Genomic DNA, 26,353 nt, shown 5'->3' with positions numbered 1-26,353 from the left:
CCGGCGGCTCACCTGGCCGGTGCCGGGTCCGTCTCCGCGTCCGTCCGCCCGGCCGGGGCGTTCCCGGCGGGGGCGCCGGTGGCGGCCGGGTACCGCAGGGCCAGCCCGTCGACCAGGGCGCGCAGCCCCGTCTCGAAGGCGCCCTGGTCCACCCTCTGCTGGTGCTCGGCGAGCAGGTGGGCCTGGTCGAGGTGCGGGTAGTCGCGGGCGTAGAGGGCCGCGTCGTCCACGAAGCCGCGGGCGAAGGAGCCGAGCGCGGACCCGGCGACGAAGTAGCGCATGAGCGCGCCGATGTGCGTGGCGTGGGCGCGCGGCCAGCCCGCGTCCGTCATGGCCCCGAAGACCGCGTCGGCCATGCGGAGCTGGCTCGGCCGTCTGCCGGGCCCCTGCGCCAGGTAGGGGACGATGTTGGGGTGCGCGGCGAGTGCGGCCCGGTAGGAGCGGGCCCAGGTCTCCAGCGCCTCCCGCCACCCCGTCCCGTCCTCGAACATCGACAGGTCCACGGCGGCGCAGACGTGGTCGGCGACCGCGTCCAGGATCTCGTCCTTGGTGCGGAAGTGGTGGTAGAGGGAGGGCCCGCTCACGCCCAGTTCGGCTGCGAGCCGGCGGGTGGACACGGCCTGGAGCCCTTCGGTGTCGACCAGGGCGAGAGCGGTCGCCACGATCCGGTCTCGGCTCAGCAGGGGCTTGCGGGGACGGGCCATGCGCCCATGGTATCCGCCGCACCCCTGAAACTAGCACTGCTAGATTAATGCTGCTAGGTTACGGCTGCCCGGCACACCCCGTGCCGTGCGGCCGGCGTGTGAGACTGCGACGAAGGGCGAGGTGGGCCGTGGATCTGGGACTGACCGACGAGCAGCGGGCCGTCCGCGAACTGGCCAGGGACTTCACCGACCGCGAGATCGTGCCGCACGCGGCCGCGTGGGACCGGGCGGAGTCCGTGGACCGGGGCGTGGTGCGCCGGCTGGGGGAGCTGGGCTTCCTCGGCCTCACCATCCCCGAGGAGTACGGCGGCTCCGAGGGCGACCACCTGGCGTACTGCCTGGTCACCGAGGAGCTGGGGCGCGGCGACTCCGCGGTGCGCGGCATCCTGTCCGTCTCCCTGGGCCTCGTCGGCAAGACGATCGCCGCCTGGGGGAGCGAGGAGCAGAAGCAGCGGTGGCTGCCCGGCCTGTGCTCGGGCGGGCTGCTGGGCTGCTTCGGCCTCACCGAGCCCGGCACCGGGTCGGACGCCGCCAGCCTCACCACCCGCGCCCGCCGGGACGGCGGCGACTGGGTCATCGACGGCGCCAAGATGTTCATCACCAACGGCACCTGGGCCGACGTCGCCCTCGTCTTCGCGCGCAGCGGCGAGGAGCCCGGCCACCGGGGCGTCACCGCGTTCCTCGTCCCCACCGGCGCCCAGGGCCTGGACCGCCGCGAGATCCACGGCAAGCTCGGGCTGCGCGGCCAGGCCACCGCGGAGCTGTCGTTCGACGGCGTCCGGGTGCCGGACTCCGCACGGCTCGGCCCCGTCGGCAAGGGCTTCTCGGTCGCCATGTCCGCCCTCGCCAAGGGCCGCATGTCCGTCGCGGCGGGCTGCGTCGGCATCGCCCAGGCCGCCCTGGAGGCGGCCGTGTCCTACGCCGGCGGGCGCGAGCAGTTCGGCAAGCCCATCGCCCGCCATCAGCTCGTGCAGGAGCTGATCGCCGACACGGCCGTGGACGTGGACGCCTCCCGGCTGCTCACCTGGCGGGTCGCCGATCTCATCGACCGGGGGCTGCCCTTCGCCACCGAGTCCTCGGTCGCCAAGCTCCACGCCAGCGAGGCCGCGGTGCGGGCCGCCAACAACGCGCTCCAGGTCTTCGGCGGCTACGGCTACATCGACGAGTTCCCGGTCGGCAAGCTGCTGCGGGACGCCCGCGTCATGACGCTGTACGAGGGCACGAGCCAGATCCACAAGCTCCTGATCGGCCGCTCCCTGACCGGCGTCTCGGCGTTCTGAGCCGCGCGGCGCCCGCCGGGCACCCGTGCTGACCAGCGGTTTGGGCGACGGGGCTTCCCGTGTATGGTGTTCGCCCGGCCAACGGGAAGCGGGGCGAACACAGATGGCACAGGCGGCCAGGGCGGGGGCACAGGGCCGGGGCAGCGTCCCGGACGACTCCTGGCGCGGCGTCGAGCCCGACGCCGCGCGACGGCTGCTGGTGGCCGCCGTGGAGGCGTTCGCCGAGCGCGGCTTCCACGCCACCACCACGCGCGACATCGCGGGCCGGGCCGGGATGAGCCCGGCCGCCCTCTACATCCACTACCGGACGAAGGAGGAGCTGCTCTACCAGATCAGCCGGGTGGGCCACGAACGCTCGGTGCGGCTGCTGTCCGACGCCGCCTCCGGCGAGGGCCGCCACGCCGACCGGCTGGCCGCCGCCGTCCGCACCTTCGTGCGCTGGCACGCCGAGCACCACACCACCGCGCGGGTGGTGCAGTACGAGCTGCACGCGCTGGGCGAGGAGCACTACGCCGAGATCGTCGCCCTGCGCCGCCGCTCGGAGACCGTCGTGCGCGACCTGCTGGCCGACGGGGCACTGGCCGGCGAGTTCGACGTCGCCGACCCGCGCGGCACCGCGCTGGCTGTGCTCTCGCTGTGCGTGGACGTGGCCCGCTGGTTCACCCCCGGCGGGCGCCGCACGCCGGACGAGATCGGCGCGTTCTACGCCGGTCTCGCCCTGCGCATGGTGGGAGCGCCCCCGGCCGCCCCGGCGTGAGGCGGCGCCCGGCGGGGCCGGTCCCGGCCCCCCCCCTGGCGCACACGCTCACACGAAGTAGCGGCTGACGCTCTCCGCGACGCAGACGGGCTTGTCGCCGCCCTCCCGCTCGACGGTCACCTGCGCCGTGAGCTGCACGCCGCCGCCCGCCTCCGCCACCTCCGCGACGCGGACCCGGGCCCGCAGCCGTGAGCCGACCGGCACCGGGGCGGGGAAGCGCACCTTGTTCACGCCGTAGTTCACGCCCATCCGGACGCCCTCGACGCGCAGCACCTGCGGCACGAGCGCGGGCAGCAGCGACAGCGTCAGGTAGCCGTGCGCGATCGTCGTGCCGAACGGGCCGCCGGCGGCCCGCGCGGGGTCGGTGTGGATCCACTGGTGGTCACCCGTGGCGTCCGCGAACAGGTCGATCCGCTTCTGGTCGACCTCCAGCCAGTCGCTCGGGCCCAGCTCCTCGCCGACCGCCGCGCGCAGTTCCTCCACCGACCCGAAGACCCGGGACTCCGCCATGTGTGCTCTGCCTTTCGCTGAGGTGAACCGAAGCGCGCGGCCCGGCACGGGCCCGCCCGCGCCGGGCGCGGGCCGACCGCGAGGGGCCTAAGCGCCCGCTCAGCATGGGCGGGCGTGCGGCCGCTGTCAACGGCCGCACGCTCACCCGGGCACGAGGGCCGGGACGCGTGCGTCACCGCTCACGCTGGCCTCCATCGCGGCGATCAGGCCGCGCAGCACCACCGCGAGCCGGGCGCCCGGCGCCCTGGCCGGATCGTCGAAGCACAGCAGCGCCCGGCCGCCCCACGTGCGGCGGTGCCAGTCGTCCAGCGCCGTGGGCTGCCGGATGCCGAGGTACTTCTGCTCCTTGCGCCGCCGCGCGAACTCCTCCTCGTAGTCCAGCCAGACCGACCGGGCCTCCTCCAGCTCCTCCAGGGCGGCCACGAGCCGCCCGGGGTCGGGCGAGCGGTCGTCGGGCGCGATCCCGGCGCGCGCGCACAGGTGGAGCCAGGTGGCCCGGTGGCCGTAGGGGGCGAATCGTTCCAGGCATTTGCGCAGCGCCTGGCGCCGCTGGCAGGGCGCGCGGCCCGGGTCGCGCACCTGTGCGGCGAGTGCTCTGAAGCCGGCCAAGGTATCCCACCTCCGTCTTGCGGGGTCCTCCATGCACCGAGTGGCTGCGGATGGGACGTGCCACACCCTCGATCGGCTCCCGTCTACCCGGAGACCCGCCGCGCAGTGCTCCTGGCTTCGGATCGGCCGGTTCCGGCACCTCGCCCGCCGGGTTCCGCGCCGCGAGGGAAGCCCTCCGGCGCCCTTCCGTCCTCGCATACCGACCGGTTAGTCTGCCGCTGGGCCCGTGCCGGGACGCGCCCGCGACGAGGGAGGACGGACGGATGGCGAGCATGCGTGACACGACGGTCGTGGTGACGGGAGCGGGCGGCGGGATCGGCGCCGCACTGGCCCGCAGCTTCGCGGAGCGCGGTGCGAGGGTGGCCGTCAACGACCTCGACGCCGCGCGGGCCGGGGAGGTGGCGGAGTCGATCGGCGGCGTCGCCGTCCCCGGGGACGCGTCCGCCGTCGTGCCCACCGCCCTGGAGGCGCTCGGCGGCGCCGTCGACGTCTTCTGCGCCAACGCGGGCATCGCGCCGCACGGCGGCCCCGAGGCGGCCGAGGACCTCTGGGAGGCGGCCTGGGACGTCAACGTCATGGCGCACGTGCGCGCCGCCCGGGAACTGCTCCCGCAGTGGCTGGAACGCGGCCGGGGCCGGTTCGTGTCGACCGTGTCGGCCGCGGGGCTGCTCACCATGTTCGGCTCCGCCCCCTACAGCGTCTCCAAGCACGCGGCGCTGGCCTTCGCCGAGTGGCTCTCGGTCACCTACCGGCACCGCGGCATCGACGTGCACGCCATCTGCCCGCAGGGCGTGCGCACCGACATGCTGCGCTCCGCGGGGGCGACGGGGCAGGCGGTGCTGGCCCCCGACGCCATCGAGCCCGAGCAGGTCGCCGACGCGCTCCACACGGCGATCGGCGAGGGGCGGTTCCTGGTGCTGCCGCACCCGGAGGTGGCCCGGTACGCTGCGGCCCGCGCCGCCGAACCGGACCGCTGGCTGGGCGGCATGAACCACGTCCAGCAGAAGCTGGAGCAAGGAGCAACCCCGTGACCGCCACCGCCCCCACCCCGGGCACCGAGCAGCGGCCGGTGCCGCAGCGGCTGCTGGCCACCGCCACCCGCCTCTTCGCCGACCAGGGCTACGACCGCACCTCCGTCCAGGAGATCGTGGAAGGGGCGGGGGTGACCAAGGGGGCCCTGTACCACTACTTCGGCTCCAAGGACGACCTGCTCCACGAGATCTACGCGCGGCTGCTGCGCCTCCAGCAGGAGCGGCTGGACGCCGTCGCCTCGGGCGGCGGACCGGTGGAGCAGCGGCTGCGGGACGCGGCGGCCGACGTCGTCGTCACCAGCATCGAGAATCTGGACGACGCCCGCATCTTCTTCCGGTCCATGCACCAGCTGAGCCCGGAGAAGCAGCGGCAGGTCAGGTCCGAGCGGCGGCGCTACCACGAGCGCTTCCGCGCCCTGATCGAGGAGGGCCAGCGCGCCGGGGTCTTCCACGCGGCCACCCCCGCCGACCTCGTCGTGGACTACCACTTCGGCTCCGTGCACCACCTGTCCGCCTGGTACCACCCGGGGGGCAAGCTCACCCCGCGCGAGGTCGCCGACCACCTCGCGGACCTGCTGCTGCGCGCCCTGCGCCCGTGAGCGCCCCCGCCGCGGCGCGCCCGGCGGAACGCGGAACCCCAAGACGACACGCGAACGACGACCCCGTGAAGGACCGGTGAGGAACAGCATGAAGGCCTGGCGCGTCCACGAGAACGGCCGACCCCGCGACGTGATGCGGCTGGAGGACGTCCCCGAGCCCGAGCCCGGCCCCGGCGAGCTGCTGGTCCGGGTGCGCGCGGCGAACGTCAACTACCCCGACGCCCTGCTGTGCCTGGGGCAGTACCAGATCCGCCCGCCGCACCCGTTCACCCCGGGAGTCGAGCTGTGCGGCGAGGTGCTGGCGGGGGAGGGGGCCGAGCCGGGCACGCGGGTGATCACCCAGGCCGCGCTGCCGGGCGGCGCCTTCGCCGAGCACGCCGTGGTGAGCGCCGACTCCGTGCTGCCCGCGCCCGGCGCGCTGGACGACGCCGAGGCCGCCGCCCTGCACATCGGCTACCAGACCGGCTGGTTCGGGCTGCACCGCCGGGCCCGGCTGCGGGCGGGGGAGACGCTGCTCGTGCACGCGGCGGCCGGCGGGGTGGGCAGCGCCGCCGTCCAGCTCGGCAAGGCGGCCGGCGCCACCGTCATCGGCGTGACCGGCGGCCCCCGGAAGGCGGCGATCGCCCGGGAGCTGGGCTGCGACCTCGTCATCGACCGGAACACCGACGACCTGGTGGCCGCGGTGAAGGAGGCCACCGGCGGGCGCGGGGCCGACGTGGTCTACGACCCGGTCGGCGGCGACGCCTACACGAAGTCGGCCAAGTGCGTGGCCTTCGAGGGGCGCATCGTGGTGGTGGGCTTCGCCAGCGGCACCGTCCCCACCCCGGGGCTCAACCACGCCCTGGTGAAGAACTACACGATCCTCGGCCTGCACTGGGGCCTGTACCGGCAGCACGACCCGGCGGCCGTGCGCGCCTGCCACGAGGAGCTGACCCGGCTCGCCGCCGAGGGCGCCGTCCGTCCGCTGGTCAGCGAGCGGGTGGCGCTGGACGGCGCGGCGGACGCCGTGCAGCGGGTCTTCGACGGCGTGACGACCGGCCGCGTCGTCGTCGTGCCGTAACCCGCACCGGGACCGGTGCCGCCACGGCGCCGGTCCCGGTGACCGGCGCCGCCCGCCGGCGCACTCCGGCACGGAGTGCGCCGGCGGGCGGCGTCTCAGCGCAGGTACGGCTTCAGCTCGCGGCGGGCCAGGGAGCGCTGGTGGACCTCGTCCGGGCCGTCGGCCAGTTGCAGCGTGCGGGCCCCGGCCCACAGCTCCGCCAGCGGGAAGTCCTGGCTGACGCCGGCCGCGCCGTGCAGCTGCACGGCCCGGTCCAGGATGCCCACCACCGTGCGCGGCACGGCGATCTTGATGGCCTGGATCTCGGTGTGCGCGCCCCGGTTGCCGACGGTGTCCATCAGCCAGGCCGTCTTCAGCACCAGCAGCCGCATCTGCTCCACCGCCACCCGGGCGTCGGCGATCCACTCGTGCACCACACCCTGCTGGGCCAGGGGCCTGCCGAACGCGGTGCGGGAGACGGCCCGGCGGCACATCAGCTCGATCGCCCGCTCCGCCATGCCGATGAGCCGCATGCAGTGGTGGATGCGGCCGGGGCCGAGCCGGGCCTGCGCGATGGCGAAGCCGCCGCCCTCCTCGCCGATCAGGTGGTCCGCCGGGACCCGCGCCCGGTCGAAGACGACCTCGGCGTGCCCGCCGTGCCAGTGGTCGGCGTAGCCGTACACGTGCATGGCGCGCCGGACCTCCACGCCGGGCGTGTCACGCGGCACGAGGACCATCGACTGCTGCCGGCGGACGTCCTCCCCGTCCGGCGCCGTCTTGCCCATGACGATGAAGACGGCGCAGTCCGGGTTCATCGCGCCGGAGATGTACCACTTGCGGCCGGTGATCACCCACGCGTCGCCGTCCCGCTCGATGCGGGTCTCCACGTTGGTGGCGTCGGAGGAGGCGACGTCGGGCTCGGTCATGGCGAACGCCGAGCGGATGTCTCCGGCGAGCAGCGGCTCCAGCCACCGCGCGCGCTGTTCGGCGCTGCCGAACTCCGCCAGCAGCTCCATGTTGCCGGTGTCGGGCGCGCCGCAGTTCAGCGCGGCGGGCGCGAGCTGCGGACTGCGTCCGGTGATCTCGGCCAGCGGCGCGTACTGGAGGTTCGTCAGCCCGGCCCCGTAGGCCGCGTCCGGCAGGAACAGGTTCCACAAGCCCTGGCGGCGCGCCTCGGCCTTCAGCTCCTTGACCACCGGCGGTGTGAGCCACGGCGAGGCCAGCTCCGCCCGCTGTCCGGCGGCCACCGCCTCCGCCGGGTACACGTGCTCGTCCATGAAGGCCAGCAGCCGCTTCCGCAGTTCCTCGGTGCGTGCGTCGTACGCGAAGTCCATGTGCTCTCCTCAGCCCTTCCGCAGTGTGTCCAGTCCGCTGTCCGTCAGCAGCGGCACCAGGCCGCCGATCCGGTCGAAGCCCCCGCCGACCGTCTGGCCCAGGGTGAACCGGTAGTGGATGCCCTCGCAGATGACCGCGAGCTTGAAGTAGGCGAACGCCGTGTACCAGGCGATCCGCGAGACGTCACGGCCCGAGCCCGCGGCGTACCGCTCGATCAGCTCGGCCGGGCCGGGGTGGCCCGGGGCCTCGCGCGTGGTGGCGATCGGCGCGCCGGGCACCGCCCGCTGCTGGCTGTACATGACCAGCAGCCCCAGGTCGGTGAGCGGGTCGCCGAGGGTGGACATCTCCCAGTCGAGCACCGCCGAGATCCGGTCGTCGGCGGTGACCAGGACGTTGTCGAGCCGGAAGTCGCCGTGCACGATGGCGGGGGCGGGAGAGCCGGGCAGGTCCCGGGCGAGCGCCGCGTGCAGTTCGTCGATGCCCGGCAGGTCCCGGCTGCGCGAGGCGTCGAGCTGCTTGCCCCAGCGCCGCAGCTGCCGTTCGAGGAAGCCGTCCGGGCGTCCGAAGTCGCCGAGGCCCACCTCGGCCGGGTCCACGGCGTGCAGGTCCACCAGGGCGTCCGGCAGGGCGAGCACCACCGCGCGGGTGCGCTCCGGGCCCAGCGCGGCCAGCTCCCCGGCACTGCGGTACGGCGTCCCCCGCACGTACTCCATGACGTAGAACGGCGCCCCGAGCACGTCGGGGTCCTCGCACAGCAGGAGGGTGCCGGGCACCGGCACGGCGGTGGGGCCCAGCGCGCTGATCACCCGGTACTCGCGGGCCATGTCGTGCGCGGTGGCCAGCACGTGCCCCAGCGGCGGGCGGCGCAGCACCCACGCGCCGGTGCCGTCGGTGATGTGGTAGGTCAGGTTCGACCGCCCGCCCTCGATGAGCCGGGCCCGCAGCGCGGCGCGCACCAGCCCGGGGGCCACCTCGTCCAGGTGGCGGCGCAGGCGGACGGTGTCGAGCCCCGGAGGGTTGTCGCTGCTCATCGGATCTCCTCCAGCGGAGTGGTCGGCGGGGTCACCCGGGCGGACGGTCGCATCCGATCATGCCGACTAGTCGGTATGGCGTCCAGAGGCTGACCGTACCCGGACGGAACGCGCGGGGTGAACACGGGCGTCCGCTGGGTAGACGGCCCTCCATGCCGAGCCGACTGCGCGCCTGGGACCAGGCACTGTTCTCCACCGTGGCCGCCCGTCACTGGCCGGGGGCCGAACGGGTGCTGCCCAGGCTGAGCCAGGCCGCCAACCACAGCAGGCTGTGGTGCGGCATCGCCGCGGGAATGGCCCTCTCCGGCGCCGGCGGCGTGCGGACCCGCCGCGCCGCCGTGCGCGGCGTCGCCTCCCTCGCCGTGACCTCCGCCACGGTGAACACGGTCGTCAAGTGGGCCGTGCGCCGCCACCGGCCGCTGCTGGACGACGTACCGCTGGTGCGCAGGCTCAAGCGGCAGCCGCTCAGCTCCTCCTTCCCGTCGGGGCACGCCGCGTCCGCCGCGGCCTTCGCCACCGGCGTCGCCCTGGAGTCCCGGGGCTGGGGCGCGGCCATCGCGCCGCTGGCCGCCTCGGTGGCCTTCTCCCGCGTCTACACCGGAGTGCACTACCCCAGTGACGTGCTGGTGGGCGCCGTGATCGGGGCCGGCACGGCCTTCGCCGTCCGCGCCGCCCTCACCCCGCGCCCGCCCGCGCCGCCCGCCCAGCCGCTCGTGGCCGCGCCCGCGCTGCCCGCGGGGCGCGGGCTCGTCGTGGTGGCCAACCCCGCCTCCGGCACGTCCGACGCGCTGCACGCGACGCGGACGGCCCTGCCGGAGGCCGAGTTCACCGTCTGGGAGGAATCCGCGGGACCGCTCGACGCGGTGCTGGAGAAGGCCGCCCAGCGCGCCGCCGACTGCGGGGGCGCGCTCGGCGTGCTCGGTGGCGACGGCACCGTCAGCGCCGCCGCCCCCGTGGCCCTGCGGCACGACGTCCCCCTCGCCGTGCTGCCGGGCGGCACCTTCAACCACCTCGCCCTGGACCTGGGCATCAGCCACCCGGCGGACGCCTGCCGCGCCCTGGAGAGCGGTGACGCCATCGCCGTGGACCTGGCCCGCTTCGTCCCCGGTCCCTTCCCGGAGCGGGAGGGCGGAACCGGCCACTTCGTCAACACCTTCAGCCTCGGAGCCTACGGCGAGCTGGTGGAGACACGGGAGCGCTGGAAGGGCCGGATCGGCTCCTGGCCCGCCTCCGTCGTCGCCGCCACGCGGGTGCTGCGGCACTCCCAGCCCGTGGAGGTGACCGTCAACGGGCGGCGGCAGCCGGTGTGGCTGCTGTTCGTCGGCAACTGCTCCTACGCCAGCCTCAGCAGCGGCGCCGCCCGGCGGCACAACCTCTCCGACGGACAGCTCGACGTCCACCTCGTGCGCGGCGGGAGCTGGGCCCGCACCCGGCTGCTCGCCGCGGCGGCGACGGGGCTGCTGCACCGCTCACCGGTGCACGTCGCCGCCCGAGTGCCCGCGGTGCGCATCACCGGCATCGAGCCGGGCACGGTCTGCGCGTACGACGGGGAGACGGCGCCCGCGCCCCCGGAGCTGCTGCTGACCAAGGAGAAGCGGACGCTGACCGTCTACCGGCCGCTGCCGGTCTGGATGACCGGGCTCGACCCGGCCTGGTGACCGCGGCCAGGGTCCGGCCGCGCCCGGGGACGGCCGTCCCCGGGGGCGCCGGACCGGCCGTCAGCGCGGCACCGCGGCCAGGGCCCGCTCCACGGTGTCCTCGGCGCTGCCCTCGATGGAGACGGCGGCCCCCGGCTCGTCCCCGGCCAGCGGCTCCAGCGTGTCGAACTGGGAGCGCAGCAGGCTGGACGGCATGAAGTGCCCCCGCCGCCCGGACAGCCGGTCCGCGATCAGCTCGGGCGACCCGTCCAGGTGCACGAAGAACGCGCCGGGTGCCGCCGCGCGCAGCCGGTCCCGGTACCCGCGCTTCAGCGCCGAACAGGTCACCACCCCGCCCGCGTGCTCCGCGCGCCCGGCCAGCCAGGCCCCGATGGCGTCCAGCCACGGCTCCCGGTCGGCGTCGTCCAGCGGCGTCCCGGCCGCCATCTTCGCCACGTTCTCTGGCGGGTGGAACTCGTCGGCGTCCGCGTACGGCACCGCGAGCCGTTCGGCGAGCAGCGTGCCCACCGTCGTCTTCCCCGACCCCGACACGCCCATGACCACGACCAGCGCCGTCATACCAGCATCACCATCCCCACCATCGCGAGTGTCACCGTGCATCCTGCCGCCAGCGCGGCTCCCGGGAGGGCCAGCGGCGCCGGGCGCGGCGCGGTGAGCCCGTGTCCCCGGCGCCGCGCCAGCCAGGCCAGCACCAGCCCGGCCCCGAGCCCGGCCGCCAGCACCGCCGCCGACACGGCGGGACCGGCGTCCTCCCGCGCCAGCACCTGCCGCGCGAACAGGGCGCACGCGACGGCGTAGGCGAGCGTCGTGCGCCGCCAGGCCAGCCGGGTGCGCTCCGGCTGCGCGCCCGCGTCACGCGCAGCCCCCGGCGCCGCGCCCGCCGGGCTCACCGGCCCGCACCGCCCAGCACCACCACGCCGACGACCAGCAGCGCGGCCAGCGCCGTGCCGAGGGCCAGCAGCGCGGGGAAGCGGGAGACGGGCAGGTCCCGGCCTTGCCGCATGGCCCGCTCGCAGCGCACCCAGTGGTGCACGGCCCGCAGGGCGCACAGGGCGCCGCCGGCCAGCAGCGCCACTGCGAACACCTTCCGCACGCCCGGCGCGTACCCGGTCAGGAACTGGTCCGCCGCGATCCCCCCGGCCACCAGTGCCAGCGCCGTGCGGACCCAGGCGAGGAAGGTGCGCTCGTTGGCCAGGGAGAAGCGGTAGTCCGGAGTGCGGCCCTCGTCGCGCACGCGCTGCGGCGTCCACAGCGTCCGCACCGCGCCCACGAACCGTCCGATCATGTCCGCGAGCCTATACACGGGCACAACATCGCAGCCCAGTGCCCCTCCGGCATGCGCCGGGCGATCCGGTCCGCACGGTTGACGCGGTGACTACCGGTGGGTAAGCCTGCGGCATGGCGTACGACGCGGACGTGATCGTGATCGGGGCGGGGCTGGCCGGGCTCGCCGCCACGGCGGAGCTGGCCGAGGCCGGGCGGAAGGTCATCCTCCTCGACCAGGAGCCCGAGCAGTCGCTCGGCGGCCAGGCGCACTGGTCCTTCGGCGGCCTCTTCCTCGTGGACTCCCCCGAGCAGCGGCGGCTGCGCGTCCGGGACAGCTTCGCCCTCGCCTGGCAGGACTGGCTCGGCACCGCCGGGTTCGACCGCGAGGAGGACCACTGGCCGCGCCGGTGGGCCGAGGCGTACGTCGACTTCGCGGCGGGGGAGAAGCGGTCCTGGCTGCGCGCCCAGGGCCTGCGGATCTTCCCCGTCGTCGGCTGGGCCGAACGCGGCGGCTACGACGCGAGCGGCCACGGCAACTCCGTGCCGCGCTTCCACATCACCTGGGGGACCGGCCCCGGCGTCGTCGAACCCTTCGAGCGCCGGGTGCGGGCCGGTGCCGCCCGGGGCCTGGTGGACCTGCGGTTCCGGCACCGCGTCACCGCCCTGGGCCGCTCGGCGGGCGCCGTGGACACCGTCACCGGCGAGGTGCTGGTGCCCAGTGGCGCGCCGCGCGGCACCGCGAGCAGCCGCGAGGTCGCCGGGGCCTTCGAACTGCGCGCCCAGGCCGTCGTCGTCACCTCCGGGGGCATCGGCGGCAACCACGACCTCGTCAGGGCCAACTGGCCGCGGCGGCTGGGCGCCCCGCCCCGGCGGATGCTGTCGGGCGTCCCCGCCCACGTGGACGGCGCCGTGCTGGGCATCGCCGAGCAGGCCGGCGCGCGGATGATCAACCGCGACCGGATGTGGCACTACACCGAGGGCATCGAGAACTGGGACCCCGTCTGGGCGCGGCACGGCATCCGCATCCTGCCGGGCCCCTCCTCGCTGTGGCTGGACGCCACCGGGCAGCGGCTGCCGGTCCCGCTGTTCCCCGGCTTCGACACCCTCGGCACGCTGGAGCACATCATGCGGACCGGGTACGACTACACCTGGTTCGTCCTCACCCGGAAGGTCATCGAGAAGGAGTTCGCGCTCTCCGGCTCCGAGCAGAACCCGGACCTGACCGGGCGCAGCGTCCGGGAGGTCCTGGGCCGGGCGCGCTCCGGCGCCCCGGGCCCCGTGCGGGCCTTCATGGAGCACGGCCGGGACTTCGTCGTCGAACGCGACCTGGGCGCCCTGGTGCGCCGGATGAACGAGCTGACCGGCGACGCCCTCATCGACGAGGCCGCCCTGCGCCGCCAGATCCTGGCCCGCGACCGGGAGATCGGCAACCCGTTCACCAAGGACCTCCAGATCACCGCCCTGCGCGGCGCCCGCGGCTACCTCGGCGACCGGCTGGTGCGCGTCGCCGCCCCGCACCGCCTCCTCGACCCGCAGGCGGGCCCGCTGATCGCGGTGCGGCTGAACATCCTCACCCGCAAGACGCTCGGCGGCCTGGAGACCGACCTGTCGGCGCGGGTGCTCACCGAGGAGGGCGGGCCGCTGCCCGGCGTGTACGCGGCCGGGGAGGCGGCCGGCTTCGGCGGAGGCGGCATGCACGGCTACCGCTCCCTGGAGGGGACGTTCCTCGGCGGCTGCCTGTTCTCCGGCCGCGCGGCGGGCCGCGCCGCCGCCCGCGCGGTCGGCTGACCCGGACGCGCCGGACGCGCCGACGGAGCCGTCCGGGTCCGCCCGGGCCGCGGGCCGCTCATGCGCCGCCGCCGTCCAGCACCTCGGCCAGGTCGTAGCGCACGACCTCCTCCAGCTGCGCGTACGTGCACTCCCCGGGCTGCCGGTCGGGCCGCCAGCGGCGGAACCGCGCGGTGTGCCGGAAGCGCGCACCCTGCATGTGGTCGTAGGCCACCTCGCACACCCGCTGCGGGCGCAGCGGCAGCCAGGACAGGTCCTTGGTCCCGCTCCAGCGGCTCGGGCCGCCCGGCAGCCGGTTCGCGGCCTGCGCCTCCTCGTCGCGCCAGGCGGCCCACGGGTGTCCCTCGGCGCTCTCCATCCGCAGGGGCGCCAGCTCCTCCATGAGCTGGCGGCGCCGCTGCATGGTGAAGGCGCCGCACACGCCGACGTGCTGGAGCCGCCCGGCGTCGTCGTACAGGCCGAGCAGCAGCGAGCCGACGACCGGGCCCGACTTGTGCTCGCGCACCCCGGCCACGACGCAGTCCGCCGTCCGCTCGTGCTTCACCTTCACCATCAGCCGCTGGTCCGGGCGGTACGGCAGGTTCAGCCGCTTGGCGACGACGCCGTCCAGACCGGCGCCCTCGAACCGCTCGAACCACTCCCTGGCCACCGCCACGTCCCGGGTGGCGGGAGCCAGGTGCACCGGCGGGCCCGCGTGGCGCAGGGCCGCCGCCAGCACCTCGCGGCGCTCGGTCAGCGGGACGTCCAGCAGCGGGGTGTCGTTCAGGGCCAGCACGTCGAACGCCACGTAGGCGGCCGGTGTCGTCCGTGCCAGCATCCGCACCCGCGAGTCGGCCGGGTGGACGCGCTGCTGGAGCGCGTCGAAGTCCAGCCTCCCCTCGCGCGCGACGACGATCTCCCCGTCCAGCACGCAGCGCCGCGGCAGGTGCGCGCCGAACGCCTCGACCAGCTCGGGGAAGTAGCGGGTCAGTGAGTTGGCGGAGCGGCTGCCGATCTCCACCTCGTCACCGTCCCGGAAGACGAGGGCCCGGTAGCCGTCCCACTTGGCCTCGTAGTGCATGCCGGGCGGGATGCTCGCCGCCGGCTTCGCCAGCATCGGTTTCACGGGGGGCATGACGGGGAGGTGCATGCCGCGATTGTGCGCCCGCAAACGCCGGTGCGCCCGCCGGGCGAGCGGGCGCCGCGAGACGGCGTTAGCGTGGCGGTATGGGCGAGGCGGTGGAACTCGACGTCGGCGGCCGGGCGGTACGGCTGTCCCATCCGGAGAAGGTGTACTTCCCGGAACGGGGATTCACCAAGCGGGACGTGGCCGAGTACTACGTCGCGGTCGGCGGCGGAATCCTGCGCGCTCTGCGGAACCGGCCGACGACGCTCCAGCGCCACCCGGACGGCGTCACCGGCGAGTTCTTCTACCAGAAACGCGCTCCGAAGAACCTGCCCGCATGGATTCCCGTCGAACGCATCACCTTTCCCAGCGGGCGGCACGCCGACGAGATCTGCCCGACCGAGACCGCCGCCGTCGTCTGGGCCGCGAACCTCGGCACGCTGAGCTTCCACCCCTGGCCCGTGCGCCGGGGGGACGCCGACCACCCCGACGAGCTGCGCATCGACCTCGACCCGCAGCCCGGCACCGGCTACGCCGACGCCCGCTGGGCCGCCGGACGGCTGGCGGAGCTGCTGGACGAACTCGGGCTGCGCGGCTGGCCCAAGACCTCCGGCGGCCGGGGCCTGCACGTCTTCGTGCCCATCGCGCCGCGCTGGCAGTTCACCGACGTGCGCCGGGCGGCCATCGCCGTCGCGCGGGAGCTGGAGCGGCGGGCGCCCGACCGCGTCACCACGGCCTGGTGGAAGGAGGAGCGCGGCGCGAAGATCTTCGTGGACTACAACCAGACGGCCCGCGACCGCACCATCGCCGCCGCCTACTCGGTGCGCCCCCACCCGCGGGCCCAGGTGTCCGCCCCGCTGCGCTGGGCGGAGCTGGAGGACGCCGTTCCCGAGGACTTCGACCTGGCCTCCATGCCCGCCCGGTTCGCCGCGCTCGGTGACGTGCACGCCGACATGGACGAACACGCCTTCGGGCTCGAAGGGCTGCTGGAGATGGCCGAGCGCGACGCGGCCGACCACGGGCTCAGCGACCTGCCCTATCCGCCCGACCACCCGAAGATGCCCGGGGAGCCCAAGCGCGTCCAGCCCAGCCGCGCCCGCCCCTGACGGCCCCCCGCTCCTCCCGGCGGGGCGCCGGTGTCCCCCGGGCCCTCGGCGGACCGCCGTAAGCGTCGGCCCCGCCGCTTCTCCCCTTCGGGCGCCGCGTGAGGATGACCCGTGCGGCGCGATGACGCGTACTCACCCGGAGGTGAATCCCCGGTCCGCCCTGTGACGCACGCGGGACGTCGGCCCCGGGGCAGCGCGGATTTTCCAGTCCATCCCATTGTCGAACAGCGGCTGAGCTTTTCAGGTGACTTGTCTGATCGCGGTCCACGACTCTTCCGGAGGAGTGGTGTATGCCTGTTCATGTGCAGACGCTTCTTCGGCAAAGAGAAAGCGCAGAGCGACCCGTGCGAGACCCCGTGGCCCCGGCTGTGCCGGGCGCCGAAGCACCGGATCACCGGCCGCCGGAGCCGGTGACGTGCTGACGGAACGCAGCGTCGCCTTCGCATTCGCCCACACTTCGCGCCCCTCGCGGACCGGCCCGGTGCCCCGCACCTGCGGGCCGCCCGACGCCCACCGCTGAGCCGCCTGGGGAGACGTTTCCGCACCCGGGGGAGGACCACGCGTGCCGTTCCACGACCACCGACCGCGTCCGCTGGCGGTCCTGCACCTCGCGCAGCCCGCCGACGGCGGCGTGGCCACCGTCGTCACCGACCTGGCCGCCGCCCAGTGCGCGGAGGGACTGCGCGTCCACCTCGCCTGCCCGCCCGGCGGCACGCTCACGTCGGCCGGGCGGCGGGCGGGAGCCGAGGTGCACGCCTGGCCGGCGACGCGGGCACCGGGCCCCGCGCTCGCCGCCGAGGTCCTGCGCGCCGACCGCCTGGTGCGCCGCCTGCGCCCCGACATCGTGCACCTGCACAGCGCCAAGGCCGGACTGGCCGGACGGCTCGCCCTGCGCGGCCGGGTCCCCACGCTGTTCCAGCCGCACGCCTGGTCCTTCGACGCCCTCGGCCCCACGGGCGCCGCCCTGGCCCTGCGCTGGGAGCGGGCCGCCGCCGGCTGGGCCGACCGGATCGTGTGCGTGAGCGCGGACGAACAGCGCCGTGGCGCCCGCGCGGGCGTCACCGGCCGCTGGGCGGTCGTCCGCAACGGCGTGGACCTGGACCGGTTCGCGGCCGCGGCCCCCGCGGCCCGGCGGGAGGCCCGCGCCGCGCTCCCGGCGCTGGACGGGCTGCCGCCCGGCGCGCCGCTCGTCGTCTGCGTCGCCCGGCTCAGCCGGCAGAAGGGACAGGACGTGCTGCTGCGCGCCTGGCCCGCCATCGCCGCCCGGCACCCCGGAGCCCGGCTGGCCCTGGTCGGCGCCGGACCCGAACGCGGCGCCCTGCTGCGCCGCGCCCCCGCGGGCGTGGTCTTCGCCGGAGCCGCCCGCGACCCCGTGCCCTGGTACCGCGCGGCGGACCTGGCCGTCCTGCCGTCCCGCTGGGAGGGCATGGCCCTCGCACCGCTGGAGGCCATGGCCTGCGGACGCCCCGTGGTGCTCACCGACGTCACCGGCGCCCGCGAGAGCCTGCCCGCGCCGCTGCGGGGGCCCTGCCTCGTACCGCCGGACGACGCCCCGGCGCTCGCCCGCGCCGTCGGCGACCTGCTGGCCGCTCCCGGACGGCGCGCCGCGCTCGGACGCGCCGCCCGGGACCACGTACGGACCACCCATGACGTGCGGCACACCGCGGCGCAGGTCCTCGGCCTGTACCGCGACCTCGTGCGCCTGCCGCACCCGGAGCACAGGGAGCGCACCCAGCGATGACCACGGAAAGCGCCGACGCGCCGGGCACCGGCCGCACCCTCGCCCGCGCCCCGGCCGCCCCGGCGCCCCCGGCCGCCGCGCCCGCCGACCACGGGGTCCCCGGCGCCTTCCCGCCGCCCCGATCGTCCGGCGGTCCCGGCCCGGGGCCCCGGCGGGCCGGGGCGGCACGCCGGACGGTGGTCCCGTGGCTGGCGGCGGCCGACTGCCTCGCGGCCTGCGCCGCCGCGGCCCTGGTCGCCCACACCGCCGCCGTGCCCACCGCGCAGACCCTCGCCACCCTCGCCCCGGCCTGCGCCCTCACCGCCTGCCTCAACGGCGCCGCCGGCCTGTGCCGGCCGCCCGCGCCGGGCGCCGCCGCGGCCGACGCGCTGCCCGCCCTGTGCGGCCGGGCCGCCGTCGCCTGGGCGCTGCCCGCGGCCGTGTGGGCAGCCCTGCACCCGGGGCAGGCCCTGGCGCTGACGACGCTGCTGGCCCTGGTCGCCGCCCACACGCTGCTGTCGGCGGCGGGACGCGGCGGCGTGCTCGCCCGGCACCGCCGCGCCGTCCGGCGGCGGCCGAGCGCCACCCTCGTCGTCGGGGACGGACCGTCCGCCCGGCGGCTCGCCGCCGTCCTGCACGCCCACCCGGAGTACGGCCTGCGCCCGGTGGGCCTGGTGGCGGCTCCCGGGCACGAGAGCGCCGAGGTCCCGGCAGACGAGCGGCCGCTGCCCGTGCTCACCTCACCGGAGGACGTCGCCCGGGCCGTCGCGCGGCACGCCGTCACCGAGGCCGTGCTCGTCCGCGCCCCCGGCGGCGACCCGCACCCGGCCGCCGAGGCGGTCGCGGCCCTCACCGCGCACGGCTGCGCCCTGTGGCTCACCGACGGCCTGGCCGGCGGTCCCGGCGCGCCGGGGACTCCCGCGCCCGAGACGCACCTGTGGGGCCACGGCTGCCGCCGCGTCGAACCGCCGCGCCCCCGCCCCGGCAGCGCCGCAGCCAAGCGCGCGCTGGACCTTCTCCTGGCCGCCCCCGCCCTGCTGCTGGCCGCCCCGCTGCTGCTGCTGTGCGCGCTGGCCGTCCGGCTCCTGGACGGTCCCGGCGTCGTCTTCCGGCAGGAGCGCGTCGGGCTGGGCGGGCGCTCCTTCACGCTGCTGAAGTTCCGCACCCTGCGCCCGGCCGACGCCTACGAGTCGGCCACCCGGTGGAGCGTCGCGCACGACCGGCGGATGAGCCCCGTCGGACGGCTGCTGCGGCGCACCTCGCTGGACGAGCTTCCGCAGCTGTGGAACGTCCTGCGCGGCGACATGAGCCTGGTCGGCCCGAGGCCCGAACGCCCCTACTTCGTCGCCCGGTTCAGCGAGACCTACCCCGGCTACGCGCACCGGCACCGGATGCCCGCGGGCATCACCGGGCTCGCCCAGGTCCACGGGCTGCGCGGTGACACCTCCATCGAGGACCGCGCCCGCTTCGACAACCACTACGTGGCGAGCTGGTCGCTGTGGCAGGACGTGCGCATCCTCGCCCGCACCGCCACCTCGCTGTTCCGGCACTCGGGGAGCTGAGGATGACGGCGGCGGCCACGGAGGCGGTGGCGGCGGGCGGCGCGGCCGTGACGGGCGGCGCGCCCCCGGCCGTCCCCGGTCCGCGCGCCCGGCTCGCGCGGTGCGCCCCGGCCCTGCCGGTGGCGGGCGTCGTCCTCCTGCTGTGCTGGCCGCAGGGCAGCGGGGACGCCCGGGTCACCCCCGCCGACGCCGCCTCCGGACTGCTCGTGGTGTGGTGCGCCGTGCGGCTCCTGCGGGACCGCGCCCGGCCGCTCACCCCGCTGGCCGCCCTCGTCCTCGCCGCGCCCGCGGCCGGGTGCGCGCTGGCCACCGTCACCGCCCAGGACCCGGCCGCCGCGCTGCCCGGACTCGTGCGCCACCTCCAGGTCTTCGTCCTCGTGCCCGCCGCCGTCCTCCTGCTGCTGCGCCACCCGCGGGACCTGCGCGCCGCCGCCGGGTCCGTCCTCGCGCTGGCCCTCGTGCAGGGCGCCGTCGGCGTCCACCAGTACGCGACCGGCGGCGGCGCCTCCTACGGCGGGCAGGACATCCGGGCGGTGGGCACCTTCGGGGCGCTGGACGTGATGGGCATGTCCACCGTCGTCTCCTACGGGATCGTCATCGCCCTCGCCCTCGGCCTCGCGCCGCCCCCCGGCAGCCCGCGCTGGCTGCGGCCCGCCGCGCTCGGCTGCGCCGCCGCCCTGCTGGTGCCGCTGGCCGTGTCCTTCAGCCGGGGCGCCTGGATCGCCACCGCCGTGACCGTCGTCGCGGTGCTGCTGCTCGCCGGGCGGGGCCCGGCCCTGCGCGGCCTCGCGGCGCTGGTCTGTGCGGCCGTGGTGCTGGCCGGCGGGTCCGGCACCGGCCCGCAGCTCATCGGGGAGCGGCTGAGCAGCATCGCGCAGATCACCGCCGCGCCCGACCAGTCGGTCACCGACCGCTACGCCCTGTGGGCCGCGGCCGCCGCCATCTGGCGCGAGCAGCCGGTGACCGGCGTCGGCCCCCGGGGCTTCCCGGAGCACCGCGACGCGCACGCCTCCCTCGCCCTGTCCTCCGGCAGCGACACCGCGGGCGCCGGACGCGGCTTCGCCCGGGAGCCGCTGCTGTCGCCGCACAACATGTACCTGCTCGTGCTCAGCGAGCAGGGGCTGGCCGGACTGGTGGCCCTCGCCGGTGCCTGGGGCGCGCTGCTGGTGTGCACGCTGCGCCGCCTGCGGGCCGAGCGCCGCGCGGGGGGCGGCGGCGTCGACTGCGGCCTCGCCGCCGCCGGGCTGCTGCTGTGGCAGCTGGCCGACTTCGCCTACGCCGACCTCGGCGGGCCCTCCACGGTGCTGACCGGCGTGCTGCTCGGGCTGGTCGCCCGGTGGGCGCTGGCGCCCGGCGCGGACACCGGCGCGGACACCGGCGCGGCGGCGGTCGCCCGGTGAGCGGCACGGACACCACCGGACCGGACCGGACGGGCCCGGACCGGGCGCACGCGGACCGGACGGGCCCCGGCGGCCGGACGCGGGCGGGGAGGCGGGCGGCGGCGGCCGGCGCCGACTCGCCGCTCGGGCGCGTCCTGGCCCGCGCCGCCGTGCTCACCGCCGTCCTGACCGCCACGGGCTCCCTGCTCGGACTCCTCCGCGACCAGACCATCGCGCGCCTCTTCGGCGCGGGCAGCGCGACCGACGCGTTCCTCGTCGCCTGGACCCTGCCGGAGCTGGCGGCGACCCTCCTCATCGAGGACGCGATGGCCCTCCTGCTCGTGCCCGCCTTCAGCCTCGCCCTCGCCCGGCGCGCGGCCCTCAGCGGTCCGGCGGCCGGACACCCGCAGGCGCCCGGGGACCCGGTGCGGGAACTGCTCGCCGCCACCTTCCCCCGGCTGGCCGCCACGCTCGCCGCGAGCGCCGCGCTGCTGGCCGCCGCCGCGCCGTGGCTCGTGCGCGCCCTTGCCCCCGGCCTCGCCGACCCCGGGCTGGCCGTGGAGTGCACCCGGCTGACCGCGCTCACCGTCCTGGCCTTCGGCATCGCCGGGTACTTCAGCGCCGCCCTGCGGGCACACCGCTGCTTCGCGCCGCCCGCGGCGATCTACGCCGCGTACAACCTCGCCGTCATCGTCACGGTGCTCGCCGCGCACCCCTGGCTCGGGGTGCGCGGCGCGGCGCTCGGCGTCGCGCTGGGCGGCGGGCTCATGGCCGTCGTCCAGCTCCCGGCCGTCCTGCGCCACCTGCCGGTCCGCGCCGGGCTCGCGTCCGGGTGCCGGGCGGGCCGGGCACGCCGGGCACGGGGCGGCGGGCGCCGCCGGGCCGGACGGGAGCGGCGCCCGCCCGGCCGCCCCGCCCTGCTGGGCGTCGGCCTGCTCGCCCCCGTGATCCTCTTCGCCGTCAGCCGCCAGTCCCAGGTGCTGATCGAGCGGTACCTCGCCTCGTCGCTGCCGGCCGGCGCCATCTCGCACCTCAACTACGCGCAGAAGGTCGCCCAGCTGCCGATGGTGCTGTCCCTGATGATCTGCACCGTCACCTTCCCCGTCGTCGCCCGCGCCATGGCCGACGGCGCGGCCGGCGACGTCCGGCGCCGCGTCGAACGCGACCTGCACCTGGCCGCCGTCGTCGTCCTGCTCGGCGCCGCCTACGTCCTGGCCTGCGCGCCCCAGCTCGTGCGCGTCCTCTTCGAGCGCGGCGCGTTCGAGGCCGGGGACACCGCCGCCACCGCCTCGGTGATGCGCGTGTACGCCCTCGGACTGCTCGGCCACAGCCTCGTGGGCGCCCTCGTGCGGCCGTTCTTCTCGGCGTCCCGGCCGACCTGGTACCCGGCGGTGGCCATGGGCACCGGGCTGCTCGTCACCGTCCTGGCCGGGGCGCTGGCGGCCCCGCACTGGGGCACGCACGGCATCGCCGCCGCCAACGCCGCGGGCATCACCGTGAGCGCCGCCCTGCTGCTGCACGGCCTGGCCACCCGCGTCGTCCCCTTCCCGGCGGGCCGCATGACGGCCGGGCTGGCGCGGCTCGTCCTGACCGCCGCGCTGGCCGCCGCCGCCGGCTGGGCCGCCGCCGCGGCCTGCCCCCACCCCCTCGGCGCCGCCGTGGCGGCGGGCGCGGCCACCTGCGCCGCCTTCGCCGCCGCCGGAACCTGCCTGCGCGCCCCGGAGGTGTCCCGGCTGACCGCCGCGGCCCTGCGCCGGGGCCGTCTCCTGCCCGCCCGCCGCGACCGAAGGACCGAGGAGAGCGACCATGCCCGCTGAACCGGTGACCGTCCCCGCCGTCCGCCGCACCGCGCACCGGCGCCGCGGCGCCCCGGCCCCGTGGGTGCTGATGTACCACTCCGTCCACCCCGACGCCGACGACCCCTACGCCGTCACCGTCCCGCCGGACCGCCTGGACCGGCAGCTCGCCTGGCTCGGCCGGCGCGGGCTGACCGGCGTCGGCGTGGGCGAACTGCTGCGCGCCCGCGCGGCGGGACGCGCCGCCGGGCTCGTCGGCCTCACCTTCGACGACGGATACGCCGACTTCCTCACCCACGCCCTGCCGCTGCTGCGGCGCCACACCTGCACCGCCACCGTCTTCGTCCTGCCCGGGCGGCTCGGCGGCGACAACGCGTGGGACCCGCACGGACCCCGCAAACCGCTGCTCACCGCCGACGGGGTACGGGCGGTGGCCGGGGCGGGCATGGAGATCGGCTCCCACGGCCTGCGCCACGAGCGCCTCACCACCGCCGACGACGCCGCCCTGCGCGAGGAGACCGTCCGCAGCCGTGCCCTGCTGCGGGAGATCACCGGGCAGGACCCCGAAGGCTTCTGTTACCCCTACGGCGCCGTGGACGCCCGCGCCGTCCGGGCCGTGCGGGCGGCCGGGTACGGCTACGCCTGCGCCATCGACCCGGGCCCGCTCAGCGGTCCGCACGCCCTGCCCCGGGCCCACGTCGGAGCCGGGGACACCGCCTGGCGGCTGCGCGCCAAACGGCTGCTGCACCCCGTCCGCCGCGCCCCGCTCCCCGCCGACGCCGACGCCGCCGTGTCCGGCGCGGGAGCCCTCCGGTGAGGGCGCTGCACGTCATCACCGGCCTCGGGGTGGGCGGCGCCGAGCAGCAGCTCCGGCTGCTCCTGCGCCACCTGCCGATCGGCTGCGACGTGGTCACCCTCACCAACCCCGGCGCCGTCGCCGCCGGCATCCGCGACGACGGCCGCCGGGTGGCCCACCTGGGCATGGCCGGGAACCGGGACGTCACCGCGCTGCCGCGGCTGGCCCGCCTCGTCCGCACCGGCGGCTACGACCTCGTCCACACGCACCTGTACCGGGCCTGCGTCTACGGACGGCTGGCCGCCCGGCTGGCCGGGGTCCGCGCGGTGGTGGCCACCGAGCACTCGCTCGGCGCGGCCCGGATCGAGGGCCGCCCGCTCACCGCCTCCGCCCGCGCCCTGTACCTGGCCACCGAACGCCTCGGCGGGGCCACCGTCGCCGTCTCGGCCACCGTGGCACGGCGGCTGCGCGAGTGGGGCGTGCCGCCGCCCCGCATCGAACTCGTCCCCAACGGCATCGAGCCCGCCCGGTTCCGCTTCGACCCGGCCGCCCGGCGCGAGGCCCGCGCCCGGCTCGGCCTGCCCGGGGACGCCTTCGTGGTCGGCGGCGTCGGACGGCTGGTGCCGGGCAAGCGGTTCGACGTCCTGCTGCGCGCCGTCGCCGCCCTGCCGGGCGCGCGGCTCCTGCTGGTCGGGGAGGGGCCCGAACGCCCGGCGCTGCGGCAGCTCGCGGTGCGCCTCGGCGCCGCCGACCGGATCTGCCTGCCCGGCGAGCGGGACGGTGCCGTCGCGGACGGCGGTCCCCCCGGTGAGCCGTCGCTGCCCGCGCTGCTGGCGGCGATGGACGTCTTCGCGTCGCCGTCCGACGAGGAGGCGTTCGGGCTGGCCGTCCTGGAGGCGCTCGCCGCCGGGCTGCCGGTGCGGCACGTCACGTGCCCCGCCGTGGACGAACTGCCCTCCGCCGCCGCCCCCGGAGCCCGCCGGGTGGGTCCGCACGCGGCGGACCTCGCCCGCGCGGTGCGGGAGGTGCGGGACGCCCGGCTGCCGCGGCAGCCGGTGCCCGCCGCCGTGGCCCGCTACGACATCGCCCGCAGCGCCGACCGGCTGATGTCCCTCTACGCGGCCGTCCACGGCCGCGCCGCCACCACCCCGTCCCACCGAGAGAGGTGACCCGGCCATGCCCGAGACCGCATCCGCCGCTCCGCCCGGACCGGCCGCCCCGGCCCCGGCCCCGCCCGCCCGGACCGCCGCCCCGCGCCGCCGGTGGCCGGCCCCCACGGCCCGCACCCTGCCCCGCTGGTGGCCGGTGGCGCTCTGCGCCCTGCTCGGCCTGCTGGCGGGCGGCGGCTGGGGGCTGCTGGCCACACCCTGGTACACGGCGACCGGCTACGTCGTCGCGGTGCCCGGCAAGGGCTCCGACCCGTCCGCCGCCCTCGGCTACGCGCAGGCGTACGGGCGGGTGGCCACCAGCGACACCGTCCTGGCCCGCGCGCAGCGCACGGGCGGCGTCCCGGCGGACGCCCTGCGGGAGGACGTCCGCTCGGCGACCTCCCCCGACGCCCCGATGATCCAGGTCACCGGGACGGCCACCCGCCCCGCCCGCGCCGCCGAGCTGGCGAACGCGGTGGCCGCGGCGCTGACGGAGGAGGGCAACAGGGCCGCCGGGTCCACCGGTGTCGGGCTGGTGCTGTTCGCCGAGGCCCTGCCGCCCGCCGCGCCCGCCTCGCCGTCCGCCCCGCTGTCGGCCGCGGTCGGCGGCTGCGCGGGCGGACTGGCCGGTGCCCTGCTCCTGCTCGTGCGGCCCCGCGCGGAGCGCCGCCCCGCCGCGTCCGCCTCCCAGGCCGTCCCGTCCGCCCCCGCCCCGGCGTCCGCCCCCGCCCCGGCGTCCGCCGCCGTGACGGCCCCGGAGCGGCGGACCCCGGAGACGAAGCCGGCGGGCACGAAGCCGGCGGGCACGAAGCCGCCGGGCACGAAGCCGCCGGGCACGAAGCCCGCGGGCACGAAGCCGCCGGGTACCCAGGCCCCGCGCACCCGGGCCGCCCGCGAGGAGGCGGCGCGATGACCGTGACGACGCCCCGCGCGCCCGCCGTCCGCGCGGCGGGCGCCACCACCCGGCCCGGGGACGAGCTGACGGTGAGCCTGTGCCGCGACCCCGAGCGGTTCGCCGCGCTCGCCCCCCGGTGGCACGCCCTGCACCGGCGCTGCCGCGAGGCGACCCCGTTCCAGAGCCACGCCTGGCTGCACTCCTGGTGGCTGTCGTACGGGCGGCCCGGCCGCCTGCGGCTCGTCCTCGTGCACGAGGGGGAGCGGCTGGTCGCCGCGGCGCCGCTCATGCTCGTCCACCGGCCGCTGCCCGCTCTCGTGCCGCTCGGCGGCACCATCTCCGACTTCTCCGACGTGCTGCTCGACGCCTCCTGTCCGGGCGCCGCCCCGGCCCTGCTCGCCGGGCTGCGCCGGGCCGCCCGGGGCGCCGTCATCGACCTGCGGGAGGTCCGGCCGGGCGCGGCCGCCGAGCGGCTGTTCCGCGACTGGACCGGGCCGCGCAGCAGGCTGTGCGACTCGGTGTGCCTGGAGCTGCCCGGCGCCCCCGTGCACGAACTGCTGGAACGGCTGCCCAGCCGCAACGCCCGCCGCTTCCGGGCCAAGCTGCGCAGACTGGAGGCGCTGGGCGTCGAGGAGCGCGTCGTCCCCGCCGAGGAGGTCCCCGACGCCGTCGCCACCCTGCTGCGGCTGCACGCGCTCCAGTGGCGCGGCCGGGGCGTGACGCCCGAGCACCTGCGGCCCCGCTTCGCCGCGCACCTCGCACGCGCCGCCCGGCGGATGGCGGAGACCGGCGACGCGGCCGTCACCGAGTACCGCATCGACGGACGGGTGGTGGCCACCGACGTGACCCTGCTCTCCGCCGAGCTGGCCGGGGGCTACCTCTACGGCGCCGACCCCGGGCTGCGCGAGCGGAAGGTCGACATCACCGCCATGCTGCTGCGGCACGACGCCCGGCAGGTCGCCGAGAGCGGGCGGCGGGTGCTGAGCCTGCTGCGCGGCACCGAACCGTACAAGCAGCACTGGCGGCCCGTCACCGTCACCAACCAGCGGCTCCTGCTGGCCCGGCGGCGGCTCACACCGGCACTGCGGCTGCTCACCGCGCAGGCGGCGGGCCGCGCGGCGGCGGCGCACGCGGTCCGGACGCGCCTGCCCGCCGCGCGGCGGTGGTACGGCGGGCTCACCGCCCGGCTGCACGCGGCCCCGGCTGTGCGCTGACGCCGCCCGCCGCGCCCCGCCGGCG

At 77.1% G+C, this 26,353-nt stretch carries 25 protein-coding genes; 16 read left to right on the top strand and 9 right to left on the bottom strand.

Annotation, left to right across the window (positions count from 1 at the left end; all coding sequences use genetic code 11):
- Positions 1 to 8: 8 nt before the first annotated feature.
- Positions 9 to 704 carry a TetR/AcrR family transcriptional regulator gene (locus V1J52_RS13785; protein WP_330140032.1) on the bottom strand — a complete coding sequence of 232 codons (696 nt, stop codon included), beginning with the start codon at positions 702 to 704 and terminating at the stop codon, positions 9 to 11.
- A gap of 128 nt (positions 705 to 832) precedes the next feature.
- Between V1J52_RS13785 and V1J52_RS13780 the strand changes: the two genes are divergently transcribed.
- Both V1J52_RS13780 and V1J52_RS13775 read left to right on the top strand, forming a co-directional pair.
- Positions 833 to 1,984: an acyl-CoA dehydrogenase family protein gene (locus V1J52_RS13780; RefSeq protein ID WP_330140031.1), complete on the top strand. Its 1,152-nt coding sequence runs from the start codon at positions 833 to 835 to the stop codon at positions 1,982 to 1,984.
- Between the two features lie 103 nt (positions 1,985 to 2,087).
- Positions 2,088 to 2,741 (top strand): TetR/AcrR family transcriptional regulator, encoded by a 654-nt coding sequence (locus V1J52_RS13775; RefSeq protein ID WP_330140030.1) that lies wholly within the window; start codon positions 2,088 to 2,090, stop codon positions 2,739 to 2,741.
- Between the two features lie 48 nt (positions 2,742 to 2,789).
- Here V1J52_RS13775 and V1J52_RS13770 read toward each other — a convergent pair whose 3' ends face one another.
- The gene (locus V1J52_RS13770; protein ID WP_330140029.1) at positions 2,790 to 3,251 is read right to left on the bottom strand and encodes a MaoC family dehydratase; all 462 of its coding nucleotides are present in this window, start codon (positions 3,249 to 3,251) and stop codon (positions 2,790 to 2,792) included.
- Positions 3,252 to 3,392: 141 nt separating this feature from the next.
- Complete coding sequence (locus V1J52_RS13765; protein WP_443075815.1) at positions 3,393 to 3,860, bottom strand: hypothetical protein; 468 nt, start codon at positions 3,858 to 3,860, stop codon at positions 3,393 to 3,395.
- Between the two features lie 263 nt (positions 3,861 to 4,123).
- On the opposite strand from V1J52_RS13765, the gene V1J52_RS13760 reads away from it, so the two are divergent.
- The 3 genes from V1J52_RS13760 to V1J52_RS13750 all read left to right on the top strand — a co-directional run bounded on the left by V1J52_RS13760 (position 4,124) and on the right by V1J52_RS13750 (position 6,550).
- Positions 4,124 to 4,891, top strand: a complete 768-nt coding sequence (locus tag V1J52_RS13760) for an SDR family oxidoreductase (protein ID WP_330140028.1) — start codon at positions 4,124 to 4,126, stop codon at positions 4,889 to 4,891.
- Positions 4,888 to 5,490, top strand: a complete 603-nt coding sequence (locus V1J52_RS13755) for a TetR/AcrR family transcriptional regulator (RefSeq protein ID WP_330140027.1) — start codon at positions 4,888 to 4,890, stop codon at positions 5,488 to 5,490. The genes V1J52_RS13760 and V1J52_RS13755 overlap by 4 nt, the downstream gene beginning before the upstream one ends.
- An 88-nt stretch (positions 5,491 to 5,578) precedes the next feature.
- Positions 5,579 to 6,550 (top strand): NADPH:quinone oxidoreductase family protein, encoded by a 972-nt coding sequence (locus V1J52_RS13750; RefSeq protein WP_330140026.1) that lies wholly within the window; start codon positions 5,579 to 5,581, stop codon positions 6,548 to 6,550.
- A 95-nt stretch (positions 6,551 to 6,645) separates the two neighbouring features.
- Here the strand turns inward: V1J52_RS13750 and V1J52_RS13745 are convergent, their stop codons facing one another.
- Positions 6,646 to 7,863 (bottom strand): acyl-CoA dehydrogenase family protein, encoded by a 1,218-nt coding sequence (locus V1J52_RS13745; protein WP_330140025.1) that lies wholly within the window; start codon positions 7,861 to 7,863, stop codon positions 6,646 to 6,648.
- Between the two features lie 9 nt (positions 7,864 to 7,872).
- Positions 7,873 to 8,895: a phosphotransferase family protein gene (locus V1J52_RS13740; protein WP_330140023.1), complete on the bottom strand. Its 1,023-nt coding sequence runs from the start codon at positions 8,893 to 8,895 to the stop codon at positions 7,873 to 7,875.
- Between the two features lie 152 nt (positions 8,896 to 9,047).
- On the opposite strand from V1J52_RS13740, the gene V1J52_RS13735 reads away from it, so the two are divergent.
- Positions 9,048 to 10,553: a bifunctional phosphatase PAP2/diacylglycerol kinase family protein gene (locus V1J52_RS13735; protein WP_330140022.1), complete on the top strand. Its 1,506-nt coding sequence runs from the start codon at positions 9,048 to 9,050 to the stop codon at positions 10,551 to 10,553.
- Between the two features lie 60 nt (positions 10,554 to 10,613).
- Here V1J52_RS13735 and V1J52_RS13730 read toward each other — a convergent pair whose 3' ends face one another.
- From V1J52_RS13730 to V1J52_RS13720, 3 genes are read right to left on the bottom strand one after another with little or no spacing between them, the layout of a single operon-like run.
- Positions 10,614 to 11,111 carry a gluconokinase gene (locus V1J52_RS13730; RefSeq protein ID WP_330140021.1) on the bottom strand — a complete coding sequence of 166 codons (498 nt, stop codon included), beginning with the start codon at positions 11,109 to 11,111 and terminating at the stop codon, positions 10,614 to 10,616.
- The gene (locus V1J52_RS13725; RefSeq protein ID WP_330140020.1) at positions 11,108 to 11,443 is read right to left on the bottom strand and encodes a DUF202 domain-containing protein; all 336 of its coding nucleotides are present in this window, start codon (positions 11,441 to 11,443) and stop codon (positions 11,108 to 11,110) included. The genes V1J52_RS13730 and V1J52_RS13725 overlap by 4 nt, the downstream gene beginning before the upstream one ends.
- Positions 11,440 to 11,838, bottom strand: a complete 399-nt coding sequence (locus V1J52_RS13720; protein ID WP_330140018.1) for a YidH family protein — start codon at positions 11,836 to 11,838, stop codon at positions 11,440 to 11,442. Before V1J52_RS13720 ends, V1J52_RS13725 begins: the two co-directional genes overlap by 4 nt.
- Positions 11,839 to 11,951: 113 nt before the next feature.
- Between V1J52_RS13720 and V1J52_RS13715 the strand changes: the two genes are divergently transcribed.
- Positions 11,952 to 13,607 (top strand): FAD-binding dehydrogenase, encoded by a 1,656-nt coding sequence (locus tag V1J52_RS13715; protein WP_330140017.1) that lies wholly within the window; start codon positions 11,952 to 11,954, stop codon positions 13,605 to 13,607.
- Between the two features lie 58 nt (positions 13,608 to 13,665).
- Here the strand turns inward: V1J52_RS13715 and V1J52_RS13710 are convergent, their stop codons facing one another.
- A complete protein-coding gene (locus tag V1J52_RS13710) occupies positions 13,666 to 14,736 on the bottom strand; it encodes an ATP-dependent DNA ligase (protein ID WP_330140016.1) in 1,071 nt (356 codons plus the stop codon).
- A gap of 77 nt (positions 14,737 to 14,813) precedes the next feature.
- Here V1J52_RS13710 and ligD point away from each other — a divergent pair, with 77 nt between their 5' ends.
- The 9 genes from ligD (at position 14,814) to V1J52_RS13665 (ending at position 26,328) form a co-directional block, all read left to right on the top strand.
- Positions 14,814 to 15,818 (top strand): non-homologous end-joining DNA ligase, encoded by a 1,005-nt coding sequence (ligD, locus tag V1J52_RS13705; protein ID WP_330140015.1) that lies wholly within the window; start codon positions 14,814 to 14,816, stop codon positions 15,816 to 15,818.
- Between the two features lie 562 nt (positions 15,819 to 16,380).
- On the top strand, positions 16,381 to 17,559 hold the full coding sequence (locus V1J52_RS13700) for a glycosyltransferase (protein WP_330140014.1): 1,179 nt from the start codon (positions 16,381 to 16,383) through the stop codon (positions 17,557 to 17,559).
- A complete protein-coding gene (locus tag V1J52_RS13695) occupies positions 17,556 to 19,100 on the top strand; it encodes an exopolysaccharide biosynthesis polyprenyl glycosylphosphotransferase (protein ID WP_330140013.1) in 1,545 nt (514 codons plus the stop codon). The genes V1J52_RS13700 and V1J52_RS13695 overlap by 4 nt, the downstream gene beginning before the upstream one ends.
- Positions 19,101 to 19,102: 2 nt before the next feature.
- On the top strand, positions 19,103 to 20,500 hold the full coding sequence (locus tag V1J52_RS13690) for an O-antigen ligase family protein (RefSeq protein WP_330140012.1): 1,398 nt from the start codon (positions 19,103 to 19,105) through the stop codon (positions 20,498 to 20,500).
- Entirely contained in the window at positions 20,497 to 22,296 is a 1,800-nt protein-coding gene (locus V1J52_RS13685) for a lipid II flippase MurJ (RefSeq protein ID WP_330140011.1), read from the top strand. Before V1J52_RS13690 ends, V1J52_RS13685 begins: the two co-directional genes overlap by 4 nt.
- The gene (locus V1J52_RS13680; RefSeq protein WP_443075814.1) at positions 22,286 to 23,092 is read left to right on the top strand and encodes a polysaccharide deacetylase family protein; all 807 of its coding nucleotides are present in this window, start codon (positions 22,286 to 22,288) and stop codon (positions 23,090 to 23,092) included. Before V1J52_RS13685 ends, V1J52_RS13680 begins: the two co-directional genes overlap by 11 nt.
- Positions 23,089 to 24,240 (top strand): glycosyltransferase, encoded by a 1,152-nt coding sequence (locus V1J52_RS13675; protein ID WP_330140010.1) that lies wholly within the window; start codon positions 23,089 to 23,091, stop codon positions 24,238 to 24,240. The genes V1J52_RS13680 and V1J52_RS13675 overlap by 4 nt, the downstream gene beginning before the upstream one ends.
- Before the next feature lie 7 nt (positions 24,241 to 24,247).
- Positions 24,248 to 25,132: a lipopolysaccharide biosynthesis protein gene (locus V1J52_RS13670; protein WP_330140009.1), complete on the top strand. Its 885-nt coding sequence runs from the start codon at positions 24,248 to 24,250 to the stop codon at positions 25,130 to 25,132.
- Positions 25,129 to 26,328: a GNAT family N-acetyltransferase gene (locus tag V1J52_RS13665; protein WP_330140008.1), complete on the top strand. Its 1,200-nt coding sequence runs from the start codon at positions 25,129 to 25,131 to the stop codon at positions 26,326 to 26,328. The genes V1J52_RS13670 and V1J52_RS13665 overlap by 4 nt, the downstream gene beginning before the upstream one ends.
- Positions 26,329 to 26,353: the final 25 nt, after the last annotated feature.

This window comes from Streptomyces solitudinis, assembly GCF_036323765.1.
GTDB lineage: Bacteria > Actinomycetota > Actinomycetes > Streptomycetales > Streptomycetaceae > Streptomyces.
This window is presented reverse-complemented; position numbering and strand designations above follow the sequence as displayed.

Excerpts from the sequence above, each read along its gene's own strand:
- V1J52_RS13785 (WP_330140032.1), bottom strand. The coding sequence starts at position 704 with ATGGCCCGTCCCCGCAAGCCCCTGCTGAGCCGAGACCGGATCGTGGCG.
- V1J52_RS13775 (WP_330140030.1), top strand. The coding sequence starts at position 2,088 with ATGGCACAGGCGGCCAGGGCGGGGGCACAGGGCCGGGGCAGCGTCCCG.
- V1J52_RS13770 (WP_330140029.1), bottom strand. The coding sequence starts at position 3,251 with ATGGCGGAGTCCCGGGTCTTCGGGTCGGTGGAGGAACTGCGCGCGGCG.
- V1J52_RS13760 (WP_330140028.1), top strand. The coding sequence starts at position 4,124 with ATGGCGAGCATGCGTGACACGACGGTCGTGGTGACGGGAGCGGGCGGC.
- V1J52_RS13750 (WP_330140026.1), top strand. The coding sequence starts at position 5,579 with ATGAAGGCCTGGCGCGTCCACGAGAACGGCCGACCCCGCGACGTGATG.
- V1J52_RS13745 (WP_330140025.1), bottom strand. The coding sequence starts at position 7,863 with ATGGACTTCGCGTACGACGCACGCACCGAGGAACTGCGGAAGCGGCTG.
- V1J52_RS13740 (WP_330140023.1), bottom strand. The coding sequence starts at position 8,895 with ATGAGCAGCGACAACCCTCCGGGGCTCGACACCGTCCGCCTGCGCCGC.
- V1J52_RS13735 (WP_330140022.1), top strand. The coding sequence starts at position 9,048 with ATGCCGAGCCGACTGCGCGCCTGGGACCAGGCACTGTTCTCCACCGTG.
- V1J52_RS13730 (WP_330140021.1), bottom strand. The coding sequence starts at position 11,111 with ATGACGGCGCTGGTCGTGGTCATGGGCGTGTCGGGGTCGGGGAAGACG.
- V1J52_RS13720 (WP_330140018.1), bottom strand. The coding sequence starts at position 11,838 with ATGATCGGACGGTTCGTGGGCGCGGTGCGGACGCTGTGGACGCCGCAG.
- V1J52_RS13715 (WP_330140017.1), top strand. The coding sequence starts at position 11,952 with ATGGCGTACGACGCGGACGTGATCGTGATCGGGGCGGGGCTGGCCGGG.
- V1J52_RS13710 (WP_330140016.1), bottom strand. The coding sequence starts at position 14,736 with ATGCACCTCCCCGTCATGCCCCCCGTGAAACCGATGCTGGCGAAGCCG.
- ligD (WP_330140015.1), top strand. The coding sequence starts at position 14,814 with ATGGGCGAGGCGGTGGAACTCGACGTCGGCGGCCGGGCGGTACGGCTG.
- V1J52_RS13695 (WP_330140013.1), top strand. The coding sequence starts at position 17,556 with ATGACCACGGAAAGCGCCGACGCGCCGGGCACCGGCCGCACCCTCGCC.
- V1J52_RS13690 (WP_330140012.1), top strand. The coding sequence starts at position 19,103 with ATGACGGCGGCGGCCACGGAGGCGGTGGCGGCGGGCGGCGCGGCCGTG.
- V1J52_RS13680 (WP_443075814.1), top strand. The coding sequence starts at position 22,286 with ATGCCCGCTGAACCGGTGACCGTCCCCGCCGTCCGCCGCACCGCGCAC.
- V1J52_RS13670 (WP_330140009.1), top strand. The coding sequence starts at position 24,248 with ATGCCCGAGACCGCATCCGCCGCTCCGCCCGGACCGGCCGCCCCGGCC.
- V1J52_RS13665 (WP_330140008.1), top strand. The coding sequence starts at position 25,129 with ATGACCGTGACGACGCCCCGCGCGCCCGCCGTCCGCGCGGCGGGCGCC.